Annotated in this window: 12 protein-coding genes and 2 tRNA genes; 6 read left to right on the top strand and 8 right to left on the bottom strand. The window is 75.6% G+C overall.

Annotated elements, in window-relative coordinates:
• Positions 1-15 precede the first annotated feature (15 nt).
• Together CP974_RS10525 and CP974_RS10520 are read left to right on the top strand one after the other, a co-directional pair.
• The gene (locus CP974_RS10525; protein WP_031136705.1) at positions 16-795 is read left to right on the top strand and encodes an HAD-IIA family hydrolase; all 780 of its coding nucleotides are present in this window, start codon (positions 16-18) and stop codon (positions 793-795) included.
• 127 nt (positions 796-922) lie between these two features.
• Positions 923-1,549 (top strand): hypothetical protein, encoded by a 627-nt coding sequence (locus CP974_RS10520; RefSeq protein WP_140160837.1) that lies wholly within the window; start codon positions 923-925, stop codon positions 1,547-1,549.
• A 146-nt stretch (positions 1,550-1,695) separates the two neighbouring features.
• On the opposite strand, the gene CP974_RS10515 is transcribed toward CP974_RS10520, so the two are convergent.
• Positions 1,696-1,769, bottom strand: a tRNA-Lys gene (locus CP974_RS10515).
• A gap of 169 nt (positions 1,770-1,938) precedes the next feature.
• On the opposite strand from CP974_RS10515, the gene CP974_RS10510 reads away from it, so the two are divergent.
• Both CP974_RS10510 and CP974_RS30690 read left to right on the top strand, forming a co-directional pair.
• Positions 1,939-3,306, top strand: coding sequence for a peptidoglycan-binding protein (locus CP974_RS10510; protein WP_031136708.1), 1,368 nt, complete (start codon positions 1,939-1,941; stop codon positions 3,304-3,306).
• 1,301 nt (positions 3,307-4,607) lie between these two features.
• A complete protein-coding gene (locus CP974_RS30690; protein ID WP_263407029.1) occupies positions 4,608-6,152 on the top strand; it encodes an SPFH domain-containing protein in 1,545 nt (514 codons plus the stop codon).
• A 56-nt stretch (positions 6,153-6,208) separates the two neighbouring features.
• Here CP974_RS30690 and CP974_RS10500 read toward each other — a convergent pair.
• The 6 genes from CP974_RS10500 to ehuB form a co-directional block, all read right to left on the bottom strand.
• Positions 6,209-6,282, bottom strand: a tRNA-Lys gene (locus tag CP974_RS10500).
• 194 nt (positions 6,283-6,476) lie between these two features.
• Positions 6,477-7,235 (bottom strand): IclR family transcriptional regulator, encoded by a 759-nt coding sequence (locus tag CP974_RS10495; protein ID WP_031135860.1) that lies wholly within the window; start codon positions 7,233-7,235, stop codon positions 6,477-6,479.
• Between the two features lie 166 nt (positions 7,236-7,401).
• A complete protein-coding gene (gene ehuA / locus CP974_RS10490) occupies positions 7,402-8,181 on the bottom strand; it encodes an ectoine/hydroxyectoine ABC transporter ATP-binding protein EhuA (RefSeq protein ID WP_037939398.1) in 780 nt (259 codons plus the stop codon).
• Entirely contained in the window at positions 8,132-8,782 is a 651-nt protein-coding gene (gene ehuD / locus CP974_RS10485) for an ectoine/hydroxyectoine ABC transporter permease subunit EhuD (protein WP_031135864.1), read from the bottom strand. The genes ehuA and ehuD overlap by 50 nt, the downstream gene beginning before the upstream one ends.
• Positions 8,779-9,438 (bottom strand): ectoine/hydroxyectoine ABC transporter permease subunit EhuC, encoded by a 660-nt coding sequence (ehuC, locus tag CP974_RS10480; RefSeq protein ID WP_031135866.1) that lies wholly within the window; start codon positions 9,436-9,438, stop codon positions 8,779-8,781. Before ehuC ends, ehuD begins: the two co-directional genes overlap by 4 nt.
• Positions 9,435-10,340 carry an ectoine/hydroxyectoine ABC transporter substrate-binding protein EhuB gene (gene ehuB / locus CP974_RS10475; RefSeq protein WP_078915863.1) on the bottom strand — a complete coding sequence of 302 codons (906 nt, stop codon included), beginning with the start codon at positions 10,338-10,340 and terminating at the stop codon, positions 9,435-9,437. The genes ehuC and ehuB overlap by 4 nt, the downstream gene beginning before the upstream one ends.
• Before the next feature lie 66 nt (positions 10,341-10,406).
• Here ehuB and CP974_RS10470 point away from each other — a divergent pair, with 66 nt between their 5' ends.
• Both CP974_RS10470 and CP974_RS10465 read left to right on the top strand, forming a co-directional pair.
• The gene (locus tag CP974_RS10470) at positions 10,407-11,093 is read left to right on the top strand and encodes an aspartate racemase/maleate isomerase family protein (protein WP_031135870.1); all 687 of its coding nucleotides are present in this window, start codon (positions 10,407-10,409) and stop codon (positions 11,091-11,093) included.
• 279 nt (positions 11,094-11,372) lie between these two features.
• The gene (locus CP974_RS10465) at positions 11,373-12,470 is read left to right on the top strand and encodes an LLM class flavin-dependent oxidoreductase (RefSeq protein ID WP_051839976.1); all 1,098 of its coding nucleotides are present in this window, start codon (positions 11,373-11,375) and stop codon (positions 12,468-12,470) included.
• Positions 12,471-13,012: 542 nt separating this feature from the next.
• Here the strand turns inward: CP974_RS10465 and CP974_RS10455 are convergent.
• On the bottom strand, positions 13,013-14,980 hold the full coding sequence (locus tag CP974_RS10455; RefSeq protein WP_373276728.1) for a putative bifunctional diguanylate cyclase/phosphodiesterase: 1,968 nt from the start codon (positions 14,978-14,980) through the stop codon (positions 13,013-13,015).
• Positions 14,981-15,280: the final 300 nt, after the last annotated feature.

The raw sequence follows: 15,280 nt of genomic DNA, 5'->3' as shown, positions 1-15,280 counted from the left end.
CAGGAGTCCCGCCCCATGGCAGAGCGCAAGCCGATCGAGTCCTGGCTGACCGACATGGACGGCGTCCTCATCCACGAGGGCGTTCCGATCCCCGGCGCCGACGCTTTCATCCGGAAGCTGCGGGACCGTGAACGCCCCTTCCTGGTCCTCACCAACAACTCGATCTACACGGCCCGGGACCTGCACGCCCGCCTGTACCGCATGGGGCTCGACGTGCCGGTCGAGAACATCTGGACGTCGGCGCTGGCCACCGCCCGGTTCCTGGACGACCAGCGGCCCGGCGGCACCGCGTACGTCATCGGCGAGGCGGGCCTGACGACCGCCCTGCACGACATCGGGTACGTCCTCACCGACCACGACCCGGACTACGTCGTCCTCGGCGAGACCCGCACGTACAGCTTCGAGGCGCTCACCAAGGCGATCCGGCTCATCAACGGCGGCGCCCGCTTCATCTGCACCAACCCGGACGAGACCGGCCCGTCGACCGAGGGCCCGCTCCCCGCGACCGGCTCCGTCGCGGCCCTCATCACCAAGGCGACCGGCCGCGACCCCTACTTCGCGGGCAAGCCGAACCCGCTGATGATGCGCACCGGCCTCAACGCGATCGGCGCGCACTCCGAGACCAGCGCGATGATCGGCGACCGGATGGACACCGACGTGCTGGCGGGTCTGGAGGCGGGGATGGAGACCTTCCTCGTCCTGACCGGACTGACCTCGCCGGGGGACGTGGACCGCTACCCGTTCAGGCCGTCGTCGGTCGTGGACTCCATCGCCGATCTGGTCGATCGGGTCTGACCGGCGAAGACCGCAGGTCCGACGCCCCCTACCGGCTGGTAGGGGGCGTTTCGGGCGGTCGCTGCGGATGCGGGGCGCGGCGATCCGGGTGAATCTTCCTCCGAGGAGGTTCACGATGCGTCGAGGTGTGGTTGCTCTCCGCGCGGCGGTGGCCGCGGCCGTCCTCGCCCTCGGACCGGCGGCGGGCCCGGCCCTGGCGGGGGGCCTTCCGGCGGGCGGGGCGGCCGGGGCCGGCGGACCGGTCGGATCGGGCGGGCCGGGCGGAGCCACGGGTGCGCGCGCCGACGGCTGCGCGGACACGGAAGGCCCGGCGGGCCGGACGGCCCCGGTGGGCCCGGCCGACCCGGACGGGGCGGCCACCCCCCGCACGCTCACCCCGTACTCCCCGCACGTCCCGTACTCCCCGTATGCCGAGCCGCCGGGCGGCGCCGGAGGCGAGGGCGGCACCCCGCGCGGCGGCGCGGCCGTGGCGGCACCCGCCGCGCACCCGCGAGCCGCGGCATGCGGTGACCGCGCGAGCGACCCGCACCCGGTCGGCCTCGTCTCCGAGAGCCTGTCGCCGACCGGCCCCCGCGCCCCCGTCCGGGTGGGCGACGGGGGCTTCACGCTGCCGCTCGCGGACGTGCCGAGCGTCGCCGGCCAGGGACCCGGCACCCCGCATTCGGTGGTCGGCCTGGTCCTCGCGGCGGTGGCCGCCGTCGCCGTCGCGGTGCGCGCCGCGGCGCGCCGCCGCCGTGGCGAGCGCACCGACTGACCCGGTCGCCGGGCCGCCCGGCCCCGCGCGTCCGCGCCCCACCCGCGCCCCCGCCCGTGCCCGGAGACCGCCCGCGCCCGGACCCACGGGGGCCGGGCGCGCACACGAAGAAGCCCCCCGCTTTCGCGAGGGGCTTCCTCCGTCTGTGCGCCGCCAGGGACTCGAACCCCGGACCCGCTGATTAAGAGTCAGCTGCTCTAACCAACTGAGCTAGCGGCGCCTGCTGACCTGCACAACTTTACCCGACGCCGGGGAGTGCTCAGGACCGCCCGCCCGCCCGGCCGAGAAATTCCCGGCTCGCCGGGCCTGTCGGATGGTCGTTTTTTCCCCTTTGACGGTCAAAATGCGGTATGCGCGGAGAGATTTCGTCGAGTGTCGAGGGGAACCGCATGCCCGTTCCGGTCTTCGAGGAGTACGAACCCGCCGCCGACTGCCCCTGTCCCGGATGCGCCCACCGGCGGCGGGAGTCCGCCCTGCGCCGGGCCGTCCGGGAGGGCGGGCACCCCGCGGCGCACGGAGCGCGGCGCGCCCTGGTCCTGTTCACCGCGGCGGGCGTCGTCCTGGGCGGCGGCGCGCCGGCGGCGGTCGGCGCCCCGCACCCGCCGGGCGCCCCGCATCCGGCGGGCCCGGCCGGGCCGGACACGGACGAGCCGTCCGGCAACCCCCAGGGCGGTACGGCCGGCCTGCACGGCCGACCGCTCGCGGGCCCGGCGGCCGGGTCGCTCTCGGCGACGCTGCCCCAGGTCACCCGAGCCGAGATCATGGCCCGCGCCGAGCGGTGGGTCGCCGAGAAGGTCCCGTACTCGATGGCGAAGTACTGGACGGACGGCTACCGCCAGGACTGCTCCGGCTACGTCTCCATGGCGTGGAAGCTGCCCGCGAACGAGTGGACCGGCAGCCTCCACCAGTACGCGAACAAGATCGCCTGGGCGGACCTCCAGCCGGGCGACATGCTGCTGTTCCACAACCCCGACAATCCGACGACGGGCTCCCACGTCACGCTGTTCGGCGGCTGGACCGACGACCGGCGCACCCACTACCTGGCGTACGAGCAGACGAAGCCGCACGCCCGCAAGCAGCCGACCCCGCTGGCCTACTGGACGAACTCCGACCGGTACGTGGGCTACCGGTACCTCGGGCTCGTCGAGGAGGGCGCCACGGCGGACGCCCCGGCGGCCGGCGCCGACCCGGCCCCGGCCGGCGCCACCGCGGCCGGCGCCCTGTCGGCCGGCGCCCCCTCCTCCACGGCGTACCCCGGAGCCGGGCACTTCGGCCCCGGCGCGGTGGGCGAGCACGTCGCCCGCCTGGGCCGGCTGCTCGCCCAGCGCGGCGGCGCCCGGTTCTACGAGACGGGTCCCGGCCCGGTCTGGACGGAGGCGGACCGCAGGGCGACGGCGGCGTTCCAGCGGGCGCAGGGCTGGCGCGGGACGGAGGCGAACGGGCTGCCGGGGCCGCACACCTGGCGGCTGCTCACCACCGGTGCGGGCAGCGACATCCCACCCCTGACCGGCCAGTCCCCGCCGCCGTACCCGGGGCGGGCCCACTTCCGGCCCGGCCAGTCGAACCAGCACGTCGAGACGCTCGGCCGCCGACTCGTGCGGCTGGGCTACGGCAGGCACTACGGCACCGGCCCGAGCCGCACCTGGAGCGAGGCGGACCGGCGCAACGTCCAGGACTTCCAGCGCGCCCAGGGCTGGCGCGGCGGCGCGGCCGACGGCCACCCGGGCCCGGAGACATGGAGGCGGCTCTTCCGATGACCGAGCACCACACCCGCAGGACGGCCCCGCCCCCGGCGGAGGTCCCCAACCTCCTCGAACCGACCCCGTCGGTACTGGTGGAGGGCCCCCGCACACCCCCGGCCCCGCCCACCACCGACCGTCCCACCCTCCTGCCCCCCACCCCGCAACCCGCGCCGACCCCGCCAGCGGCCCACCCCCGGGACACGCATCCCCACGGCGCGGCCCAGGCGCCGGACACGGCGCACCCGCAGGCCGAGGCGCAGGACACGCCCCGCCCACAGGCCCAGGCGCCGGACACGCCCCACCAGCAGCCCCAGGCGGAGGCCCAGGCGCCGGGCACGCCCCACCCGCAGGCCCGCACGGAATCCCCGGCACCCTCGGCCGCCCCCGTGCGGCCCGCCCCCGCGCCGGAAGCCCCCGCCCCGGCCACCCCGGCGCCGGCCGCCTCGGCCCTGTCACCGGAAGCACCCTCGCCGGCTCCCCGTCCGGCACCCCTGACGACGGCGCTCACCGCGGCGGCGCCCGGTACGGCGGCTCCGGCCTCGGTGGCCTCCGCCACGACGGCATCCCCGCCCTCGCCGGAAGGCCACACCCCTACGGCGGCCTCCGCCCCCACGGCGGGCCACGCGCCGACAGGCCACGCGCCGACGGCCCACGCGCCGACGGGCCAGGCCCCGGTGGCGACCCACGCCCCGATGACCCACCCCACCCCGCCGGAGGGCCCGGCCACGGCGACGCGCCCCGCACCCGCGGACGGCCCCGCGCCTTCGGCGCCCTCCGCCCCGCCGGCGGATGCCGCCCCACCCGCGGAGGAACCCCTCCCGTCACAGCAGCCCGAGCCCCTGGGGCCGGTCACCCCGGTGGAGACGTCCCGTACCGCGGCCACGGCGGCGGAACCGCCCCGTACCGGTCCCGGCCCGGCGCCCACCCCCGAAGCGGGTCCGGAACGGCAACCCCCTCCCGTACGGACGGCGGCACCGGACGCCCGGCACCAGGCCGCAGCCGTCCCGGCAGCGGCCGCAGCCACCCTCACGGCCCCCGGCCCGGTGGAGTCGGGCCTGCCCCCGGCCGACGGAGCCGCCCCCGCGCCCGAGCCCACCCGCACGGCGGCCCCGCACCCCGCGCGCCGGGCGGCCGCCCCCGAGCCCGGCCCGGTCGGCCCGGTCGGCCCGGTCGGCCCGGTCGGTCCGCCGGACCCGCCCGGCACCCGGCACGAAGCGCCCTCGGGTACCCCCAGTGCCCCACCCGCGCCGGGCCCCGAGGCGGACGCACAGCGGAGCGACGCGCCCGCGAGCCCGGAGGCCGCCGGGCCCCGGAACGTGCCCGCCGAGGCCGAGGCCGAGGCCGCGGCACCGGACCGGAACCCGGAGCCCGGACACCGGGCACCGCACCGGAACCCGGCGCCCGGTGACCCCACCGGCCAGGCGGGGGAGGAGCGCGGTGAGCGCCCCCGCCCCGCCGGCACCCCCTCCGCCCCGGTCCGGCCCGCCGCCGTCCAGCCGGTGACCGCGCGGGACACGGCCCCCCTGCGGACCGTCCTGTCCAGCCCCGCCGCCACCCCGAACCCGCCCCGCACCACCGAAGCGGCCTCAGCCCCCCACACCGGCGACATCCCCCGCGCTGCCGACCACCCCCGCACCACCGACACCCCCCACACCTTCCCGACCCCCCAGGCCACCCCCGCCCCAGCCCTCACCCCGACCCACGCCGTCACCTCCACCCCAGCCCTCACCCCGACCCACGCCGTCACCTCCACCCCCACTCACGCCCCCACTCCCACCGCCACCCCCCAAGCGGCCTTCCAGGGCCACCGCAGCACCGCCCCCCGGCTCCTCTCCCGTACCGCCGACGCCGCGCCCCTGGCGCGGGGCACCGGAGGCGGGGGCGTGGGCCGGGGGAGGCGGGGGCGGCACGCGGGGGAGCGGCGCGGGGCCGCCCGCGCCGAAGGCGGGCCGGTCGAGCGGGACGCGCTGGCGCTGCCCGGATGGGTGGGCCTGGCCGCCGGGGCCCTCGCGCTCGCGGCGTGCGGGCTCGTCGCCTGGTGGTCGGGTGCCCTGCCGGAGGGGGTGGGCCGGTTGCTGGGCCTGCCGTTCCACGTGTACGAGGGGCCGACCGCCGGCCCGGCGGTGCTGCTGGCGCTCAGTGTGCTGCTGGTGCTGTTCGCGTTCGGCGGGCTGGTGCGCGGCCAGGTCGGGTACGCCTCCGTGCTCACCCTGTTCGGTGACTACCGGGGTACCGTGCGCCGCACCGGGCTGCTGTGGGTGAGCCCGCTGCTGCTGCGCCGCCGCCTGGACGTGCGGCTGCGGCACTGGCGCAGCGAACCGCTGCCGGCCGTCGACGCGAAGGGAACGGCCCTGCGGGTCGTCGTGCTGGTGGTGTGGCGGGTGCGGGACACGCTGCGGGCGGCGCTCGCGGTCGACGACCACGAGCGGTACCTGCGCGAGCAGGTGGAGGCCGCCCTGGCCCGGGTCCTGTCCCGGCTGCCGGCCGACGTGTTCCACGGGGGCGAGCCGACGCTGCGGGACGCGGACGCGGTCGGCGAGGCGATGACGCGGATGGTGGCCGCCGAGTGCGCGCCGGCCGGCATCGAGGTGTTCTCGGTGCAGCCGACCGGCATCGAGTACGCCCCGGAGATCGCGTCCGCGATGCGGCGCCGCCGGATCGCCGCGATCGACGCCCAGCACCGTGACGTGGTGCTCGGCTCCGTCGTCGACGCGGTGGACGACATGGTGCGCCGGCTCACCGAGCGGGGCCTGGTCGACCTGGACGACTACGAGCGCAAGGACTTCGTGCGGGACCTGTCCGTGGCGTTCTACCAGGGCCACGCCCTGCCGGTCGGCGCCTCGGCCGAGCCGACGGGCTGAGGCCCGCCGGACAAGCAGTGGGGCCCCTCGCTTCCGCGAGGGGCCCCACCTGTCTGTGCGCCGCCAGGGACTCGAACCCCGGACCCGCTGATTAAGAGTCAGCTGCTCTAACCAACTGAGCTAGCGGCGCCTGCTGACGGAAGTAATATTACCCGGTCCTCAGGAGTGCTCCCGACCACCGTCCGTCCCACAGGCTCCGCCCCCCTCTCAGCGCCCACCCGCCCCACGGCTCCCGCCCGCCCCACAGCCCCACAGCCGCAGCCCCAGCCCCAGCCCCAGAAACGCCCGCGCCCCACCCACCCAGGCCGTACCGCCCCCGCCCCCTCACAGGGCCAGCGACAGCACCACCGGGGCGGCCTTGCGGTTCAGGGTGTCGGCCGCCGAGCGGAGCCGGTGGGCGTGCTCGATCGGCAGGGAGAGCGCGAGGCAGCCGACCGACGACCCGGCGGTCAGCGGCACCGCCGCGCAGACCGTGCCCACCGCGTACTCCTGGAGGTCCAGGACGGGGACGGTCGGCGGCTGGCTGTCCAGCTTGGAGAAGAGCCCCCGCTCACTGGTGATCGTCCGCGACGTCAGCCGGGCGATCTTGTGCCGGGCCAGGTGGTCGCGGCGGCCGTTCTGGTCGAGCTGGGTCAGCAGGCACTTGCCGACCGCGCTGGCGTGGGCCGCCGAGCGGAAGTCCACCCACTCGTTGACCTTCGGCGTGTGCGGCCCGTCCGCCATCTGCGTGATCTTGACCTCGCCGTCGATGTACCGGCTGATGTAGACCGCCGCGCCGACCGAGTCGCGCAGCTCCGTGAGGGTCTCCTGGAGCTTCGCCTCCAGCGCCTCGCGCCGCGTGATCCCGGAGCCGAGGAGCACCAGCGAGTCGCCGACGATGTACGCGCCGTCGGCGACCTGCTCGACGTACCCCTCCCGGCGCAGCATCCGCAGGAGCGGCGTCAGGTGCGCGGCCGGCAGGCCCGTCTCGCGCGCGATCTGCGCGTCGGTGACCCCGCCACCGTGCCGGGACACCGTCTCGAGCACGCGCAGGGCGTACTGCACCGAATGGAACGGGGCGGTCGGCTCGGGCTTCAGCGCCACGGTTTCCCCCTACCAGGTTGTGACCGCAAGCTTCCGTACCACGATAACCGCCAAGGGCCGCTTACGGGCCACCCGTTGGCCAGAAGGCCGCTCCGCCCCGCCGTGCGCGCCATGGCGTACCCGCCCGGTATGTGCCGGCGGCACGGCGGGGCGGAGGAGTACGAGGTCAGAGCACCGCGCCGAGGAACTCGCGGGTGCGCTCGTGGTCCGGGGCGGTGAAGATCTTCTCCGGCGGACCGGATTCGATCACCCGCCCGGAGTCGAACATGAGAACCTCGTCCGAGATGTCCCTGGCGAAATTCATCTCATGGGTGACGCAGAGCATGGTGATGTCCGTGCTCCGCGCGATGTCCCTCAGCAGGTCCAGGACGCCGGCGACCAGTTCGGGGTCGAGGGCCGAGGTGACCTCGTCCAGGAGCAGCACCTTCGGCCGCATCGCCAGCGCCCGCGCGATGGCCACGCGCTGCTGCTGACCGCCCGAGAGCTGCGACGGCCGGGCGTCCTCCTTGTCGGCGAGGCCGACCATGTCGAGCAGGCGGCGGGCCCGTTCGGCGGCCTCGTCCCGGCTCATCCCCAGCACCCGCACGGGTGCCTCGGTGATGTTGCGCAGCACGGACATGTTGGGGAAGAGGTTGAACTGCTGGAACACCATGCCGATGCCCTTGCGCACCTCGCGGCGGCGCTTCTCGTCGGCGGGGAACAGCCGCTGACCGCCCACCTCGATCGTGCCGTCGTCGGGCCGCTCCAGCGTCATCAGCATCCGCAGGATCGTCGTCTTGCCCGAGCCGGACGGGCCGATCAGCGTGACGTGCCGGCCCGCGTCGACGGTGAACGACAGGTCGTCCAGGACGGTGTTCTCCCCGAAGCGCTTGGTCACCTCGGAGAAGCGGATCAGTTCAGTGGACAAGACGGCGCTCCAGGGTGCGGACCAGCAGGGAAGCCGGATAGGCGATGAGGACGAAGGCGACACCGACGACGGTGAGCGGCTCGGTGTACTGGAAGGTGGCGGCGCTCTCCAGCCGCGCCTGCTGGAGCATCTCCAGGACGCCGATCGCGGCGAGCAGCGGGGTGTCCTTCAGCATGGCGATGACGTAGTTGCCGAGCGCGGGCGTGACGCGGCGCAGCGCCTGCGGCAGGATCACGGCCAGCCAGGTGCGGTGCGCGGGCAGGCTGAGCGCCGTCGCCGCCTCCCACTGGCCGGGCGGCACGGCCTCGATGCCGGCCCGGTACACCTGCGCCGTGTACGTCGAGTAGTGCAGGCCGATGGCGAGGGTGCCGGTGACGAGCGCGGAGAACTGCACGCCCCACTCCGGCAGCACGAAGTACAGGAAGAACAGCTGCACCAGCAGCGGCGTCGTGCGGACGAACTCGGTGAAGCCGGTCACCGGCCAGCGCACCAGCCGGGTCCGGGCGCGCAGCCCGGCCGCCCACACGAGGCCCAGGCTGAACGAGATCAGCGAGCCCAGTACGAGGACCTGCAGCGTGACCAGCAGGCCGTCGAGGAAGCGCGGCATGAAGTCCGCCACCGCGGACCAGTCCCAGTTCACTTGGCCACCACCCCCAGGTTGGCCTTCGCCCGGCGCTCCAGCGCCTTCATCGAGCGGGTCACGCCCAGGGCGAGGACGAAGTAGACGACGAGCACGAGGGTGTAGATCCGCGCGCTGTCCTGCGTGGCGAGCCGCACCAGGTACGCGGCGAACGACACGTCGCCGACGCCGAGCAGCGACACGAGCGCCGTGCCCTTGAGCAGTTCCACGAGCAGGTTGCAGAACGGCGGCAGCATCTCCGGCACCGCCTGCGGCAGCAGCACCAGCCGCATCCGCTGCCAGGGGGTGAGGCTCAGCGCGATGCCGGCCTCCCGCTGCGCCTCGGGTACGGCGGCGAGCCCGCCGCGCACCACCTCGGCGCCGTACGCGCCGTACGACAGCCCGAGCGCGAGCACGGCCGCCCACATCGGCACCAGCTGCCAGCCCAGCAGCGGCGGCACCACGAAGAACAGCCAGAACATCAGCACGAGGGCGGAGACGCCGCGGAACACCTCCGTGTACGCGGTGGCCGCGAACCGCACCGGCCGGGAGCGGTGCGTGCGGGCCATGCCGACGCCGAAGGCGACGACCGCGGCGAGCGCCGCGCTGTAGACGAGCAGCTGGACGGTGACCCAGATGCCGGGCAGGACCCAGTTCTGCCAGAGCCCCATGGTCATCGGCACAGCTCCTCGGCGGTCAGCGTGGTCATCTCGTCGCGGGTGAAGCCGAAGCGGCTCATGATGCGGAAGAGCTCCCCGCTCTTCTTCATCCGGTGGATCTCGGCGTTGAAGGCGTCCCGCAGGTCGGTGTCGGTGCGGCGGAACGCGAAACCGCCGCCGTCGACCCGGCGGCGCCCGTCCACGACCGCGGCGAACGCCTCCGTGGCCTGTGTCCTGCCGCTGCCGCGCACCACCTGGCGCGCGGTCAGGGCGGTCGCGGCGAAGGCGTCCACGCGGCCGGACTCGACCGCGTTCAGGCCGGCCACCTGGTCCTGGAGAATGACGAGGCTCTTCTCGGGGTACCCGGCCGCCACGGCATAGGCCCCCTGCGCGTAGCCGGCCCCGGTGGCGAGGCGGGCCCGCCGGCGCACCACGTCCTCGTACGAGCGCAGCCCCAGGGGGTTGCCCTTGCGCACGACGAAGGAGTCGAGCATCTGGTACTCGGGATCGGAGAAGAGGACCTGCCGGCAGCGTTCCTTGGTGATGTACATGCCGGCGGACACCACGTCGAACTGCTGGGAGTTCAGACCGGGGATGAGCGAGCCGAAGTCGGTCGCCACGGGCTGGACGCCGGGGATGCCGAGCCGCCCGAACACGGCCTTGGCGAGCTCCGGCGCCTCCCCGGTGAAGGCGCCCTGCTCGTCCACGTACCCGTAGGGCACCTCGCCGGCGATCCCGAGGCGGACGGTCCCCTGCGCCTTCAGCCGCTCCAGGGCGTTGCCCGTGGGGACGCGGGCGCACCCGGCGGCGCCGAGGCCCCCCGACACGCCGAGCGCCGCCGTGCCGAGGAGCAACGAGCGGCGTCTCACCGATCCTGATTCCCTGTTCCTGTTGTCTGTGCGACGAGCTGTACGAGCCATGGGCGCGCCGCTACCCGGTACGGCGCGGGGTATGCCGATCCGCGCCCGTCAGAACTGGAGGCTTGCATGACCACCGTCGGACTGCTCCGCCCGGAGGGCCATCCGGAGGACGACTACCGCCGCATCGAGACGCTGCTGGGCGGCGAGATCCGCGTCGACCCGGTCGCGTACGCGGGGCCGGGGGCGGACATGGAGCTGCTGGCGGCCGGGGCGGAGCGGCTGCGGCTGGCGGCGGCCGACGCGGTCGTGTGGGCGACGGCGGGCGCGTCGTTCGCGGAGGGCTTCGAGGGGGCGCGCGCCCGCGCCAGGTCGCTGGCGCGGGCCGCGGGCCTTCCCGCGTCCAGTACGGCCATCGGCTTCGCGCACGCGGTCGCGTCGGTGGGCGCGGCACGGGTCGCGCTCGCCACCTCGTACCCGCCGGAGCTGGCGGGCGCGGTGGTCCGCTTCCTGGAGGACGCGGGCGTGGAGGTGGTGGGCGAGGCGCGGGCGCCGCGCGGGATGCCGCTGCCCGAGCTGGTCCGGGCGGCCGACGACCCGCGGGCGGAGGCGGTGCTGGTGCCCGACACCTCGGTGCCGGTGGTCGCGGACGTGCCCGGCGTGGAGGAGGCGGCGGGCAAGCCGGTGCTGACGGGCACGCTGGTCACCGTGTGGGAGGGCCTGCGGCTCGCGGAGCACCACGGGGCGTGGGCGGACGGGCTGGGCGCGCTGTTCGTGCGGCGCGGTCCGCGGGACGTGTGGGAGCCGGGGATGTGAGGGCGGCGGGGGAGAACCGGCCCTTGGGTGCGGTGCGGCCGGGGTGAGACGGCTTCGCGTGGCGACGGCGGCTTCGGGGGCGGCCGGGCGATGGTCCGGGGAATAAGCGGATGGACCCTCCTGTTATCCGCGCCGTAGTGACGTCAGGTGCCAGGAGGGCCAGCGGTGAGCGACGAGACACAGAAGACGGCGGCGACGGGCCACGGGACCGCCCCCCACCCGGACGCGCACGGCCGTCCCGCCCCGGACGCGCACGGCCGCCCCGCCCCGGACGACCCCGTGCGGGGTGCCGTACGGGGCACCGCGCCCGTGCCCCTCTCCGTCCTCGACCTGGTCACCGTCGGGCAGGGCTCCACCGCCTCCCGCGCCCTCGCCACCAGTGTGGAGATCGCCCGGCTCGCCGAGCGGCGCGGCTACCACCGGCACTGGGTCGCCGAGCATCACTCCATGCCCGGGGTCGCCTCGTCCTCCCCGGCCGTGATCCTCGCCCACCTCGCCGCCCACACGCGCCGCATCCGCCTCGGTTCGGGCGGCGTGATGCTGCCCAACCACGCGCCCCTCGTCGTCGCCGAGCAGTTCGGCACCCTGGAGGCGCTCGCCCCCGGCCGGGTGGACCTCGGCCTGGGCCGCGCACCCGGCACGGACGGCGCCACCGCCGCCGCGCTGCGCCGCACCGACCGGCTGGACGAGGGCGCCGACGCGTTCCCGCAGCAGCTCGGGGAGCTGATCGGGTTCCTGGACGACGACTTCCCCGACGGCCATCCGTACGCCCGCGTCCACGCCGTGCCGGGCCCCGTGCAGGGGCCTGAGGGCCGGCCGCAGGTGTGGCTGCTGGGCTCCTCCGGGTTCAGCGCGCGGCTCGCCGGGTCACTCGGCCTGCCCTTCGCGTTCGCCCACCACTTCTCGGCCCGCAACACGATTCCGGCGCTCGACCTGTACCGGTCGTCGTTCCGGCCGTCGGCCGTGCTGGACGCGCCGTACGCGCTGATCGGGGTCTCCGCGCTGGCCGCCGACGACCCGCGCGAGGCCCGCCGCCAGGCGCTGAGCGGCGCGCTGTCGATGGTGCGGCTGCGCACCGGGCGGCCGGGCCTGGTGCCGACGCCCGACGAGGCGGAGGCCTACCCGTACACCCCCGTGGAGCGGGACTTCGTGGACGGCTGGCTGGCGAACGTCGTGCACGGCACCCCGGACGAGGTGCGGGCCGGGCTCGACGACCTCCAGAAGCGGACCGGCGCCGACGAGCTGATGATCACCGCGAGCGTGCACGGCGGCGCGGCGCGGGTGCGGTCGTACGAGCTGATCGCGGACGCCTACGGCATGGGGGAGGCCGAGGATGCGGGCGGCCTCTCCGGGGGAGGCGACGCGCGGGCTTCCTGAGCGCGCCCACCGGACCGCGCGCCACCCCCCGGCGGCGAGCGGTCCGCCCGAGCGCCTCCGCTCCCGCGCCACTGAAGAGGGGCTTTGCCGCGCCGACGAGCTGCCCGCCATTTGGTACAGACCATTGACGGGGTGCTGTCAGAACGGCTTCAATGCGTCAAGTGCCCGCCCCGCCAGGGCACTTCGCGGTCGGCCGCCCCGCGCCTTGCCCGTCGCTCCACGGCTCTCACCTGCTTGGGGCCCTGCCCGGCGGCGGAGCTCGCCGTTCCCCGGAGGACCGCCGCCCGCAGAGCCACCGCCCCTGACCGGAGAGGCCCTTCCCCCGGTCAGGGGCGGTACCCCAGGCCCCGGCCCGAGCCCGCCCCCGCGTCCGGCCCGCCGCCGCGTCCGGCCCGCCCCCGGACCCCGTCCGCCGCTCGCTCCGCCTCCCGTCCGCCCCGGCCCGCGTCCGGACCCGTGAGCCGCCCGTCCCCGTCCCCGCTCCCGTCCCCGGCCCCGGCCCACGTCCGCCTCCGGCCGCGCCGGGGCCGGGTCACGGGCGCTCAGGCGCAGGGGGCGGGGAGGAGGTCCGGGACGCTGGAGGCGGGCACGGGGCGCGAGTACCACCAGCCCTGGCCGGTGTCGCAGCCGATCCGGCGCAGCCGCTCCGCCTGGCCCGCCGTCTCCACGCACTCCGCCGTCACGGTCAGCCCCAGCCGGTGCGCCAGGCCCACCATCGCCTCGACGACCACCTCGTCCGCCGGGTTCGGGTGGGCCTCGTCCTGGAAGCCGCGCACGAACGACCCGTCGAGCTTCAGCCCCGAGACGGGGAGCCGGCTCAGATAGGCGAGGTTCGAGTAGCCGGTCCCGAAGTCGTCGATGGCGATCCGCACGTCCATCTCGCTGAGCGCCCGCAGGGCCTGGAGCGGACGCCCGGCCGAGCCCATCACCGCCGACTCGGTCAGCTCCAGTTGCAGCAGCCCCGGTGCGAGCCCGGTCTCCTCCAGGATGTCCGCCACGTCCGCGACCAGGTCGGAGTCCCACACCTGGCGTACGGCGACGTTGACGCTGACGAACGGGGGCCGCGCCTCGGGGTGGTCGGTCTGCCAGCGGCGGGCCTGCCGGCAGGCGGTGCGCAGCACCCACCGGCCCAGCTGCACGATCGACCCGTCTTCTTCGGCAATTCCGATGAACCGATTCGGCGACAGTGTGCCGAACCGGGGGTGGTTCCAGCGGACCAGCGCCTCGACGCCGTGCACCGCCCCGTCCGCCATGCCGACCAGCGGCTGGTACTCCAGGGCGAACTCGCCGCGCTCCACGGCGGGCCGCAGCGAGGAGCTGAGCGCCTGCCGGGTCATGCGGTGGGCGTTGCGCTCCGGGTCGAAGAGCGTCCAGCGGGCCTTGCCGTCGGCCTTCGCCCAGTACTGCGTGGTCTCGGCGGCCTGCATCAGGCCGTTCACCGTGGTGCCCGCCGCCAGCCGCTCCACGACCCCGATGGACGCCGAGACCGACAGCCGCTGCCCGGCCACGTCGAAGGGCCGCTGCACGGCGTCGAGTACGGCCCCGGCGAGGGCGGTGAGCTGCTCGGTGCCCGTCGAGTCCTCGACGAGGATCGCGAACTCGTCGCCGCCCAGCCGCGCCACCAGGTGGCCGCCGCCGTGCGCGTGGGGGTCGCTCCCGGCGCACTCGGTGAGCCGGGTGGCGACGGCGGCGAGCAGCCGGTCCCCGACGGGGTGGCCGAGGGTGTCGTTGACGGCCTTGAAGCCGTCCAGGTCCAGGTGGCACAGGCCGATGCGGCCGGTGCCGCCGTCGCCGTGCGCCCCGAAGGAGCCGTACGAGGAGTTCTCCAGGGCGGTGGTCAGCCGTTCGAAGAACAGCGTCCTGTTGGGCAGCCGAGTCACCGGGTCGTGCATCTGGAGGTGGCGCAGCCGGTCCTGGAGCTCGCGGCGGTCGCTGACGTCGGCGACGGACAGCAGCAGGTGCCGGCCGCGCGGGACGGACGCGAGGGTGACCTCCGCCCACAGGGGCCGCCCGTCGCCGGGGTGCTTGAGGCGGCGGGTGCAGCGCAGCCGGGAGCGGCGGCCCCGCAGCACCTCCCGGTACGCGCGCCAGGCGCGGGCGTCCCCGGCCAGGTCGACCAGGTCGGCGGCGGAGCGGCGGCGCAGCTCGGCGGCGTCCGCGCCGAGGAGGGCGCCCAGTCCGTCGTTGGCGCTGACCACCAGGCCGTCCGCGTCGACCAGGGCCATGGGGAGCTGCGCGGCGTTGAACGCGGCCTGGACGTCCCGCAGTTCGGCGGCGGACGGGCCGGCGGGCCCGGCCGCGGGCACGGCCCTCGGCGCGGCATCCGGCACGGCCCTCGACGCGGGGCCCGGTGCGGGCCCGGCGCCCGCGCGTGGGGGCGGCCCCTGACGCGCCGGGCGCCCGCCGCGGCGGTCACCCACCGCCGCGCCTTCACGCTCCGTGAGTACCCGGAGGGCGGTGCTGGGCTGTGCGACTGCTGTGTGTCCCGGTCCTTCTGGAGTTCCGCTCACCGCTCGCTCCCGCAGGGCAGTTGTGACGTACAGATGTGGTCGGGCGAGGTCAGCCAAGGAAAGTGTGCCGATCATAGAGGCTGCCGTGGGGCCGTTCCAGCGACCCTCCGGCCTGTGGACAACGGCCGAACGGCCCAACGGACACGCCCGATCGTTTCTGCACGGGTGTGGTTCCAGTCCGTCTCCCTCTGACCGGATGTGACTGTCAGTGAAGTGACGCATGAGGTCCGGCGAGGCGGCCGCTCACCCGAGTGGGGCACCGGAACAGGGCGTACCGTCCCAAAACCGCACAGGGTGGGA

The organism is Streptomyces fradiae ATCC 10745 = DSM 40063, assembly GCF_008704425.1.
Classification (GTDB): domain Bacteria; phylum Actinomycetota; class Actinomycetes; order Streptomycetales; family Streptomycetaceae; genus Streptomyces; species Streptomyces fradiae.
The sequence above is the reverse complement of the archived record's forward strand: the minus strand, read 5'-3'. Positions and strand labels throughout refer to the sequence as shown.

Coding starts and splice junctions, on each gene's coding strand:
- CP974_RS10525 (WP_031136705.1), top strand. CDS start 16: ATGGCAGAGCGCAAGCCGATCGAGTCCTGGCTGACCGACATGGACGGC.
- CP974_RS10510 (WP_031136708.1), top strand. CDS start 1,939: ATGCCCGTTCCGGTCTTCGAGGAGTACGAACCCGCCGCCGACTGCCCC.
- ehuC (WP_031135866.1), bottom strand. CDS start 9,438: ATGACCATGGGGCTCTGGCAGAACTGGGTCCTGCCCGGCATCTGGGTC.
- ehuB (WP_078915863.1), bottom strand. CDS start 10,340: ATGGCTCGTACAGCTCGTCGCACAGACAACAGGAACAGGGAATCAGGA.
- CP974_RS10470 (WP_031135870.1), top strand. CDS start 10,407: ATGACCACCGTCGGACTGCTCCGCCCGGAGGGCCATCCGGAGGACGAC.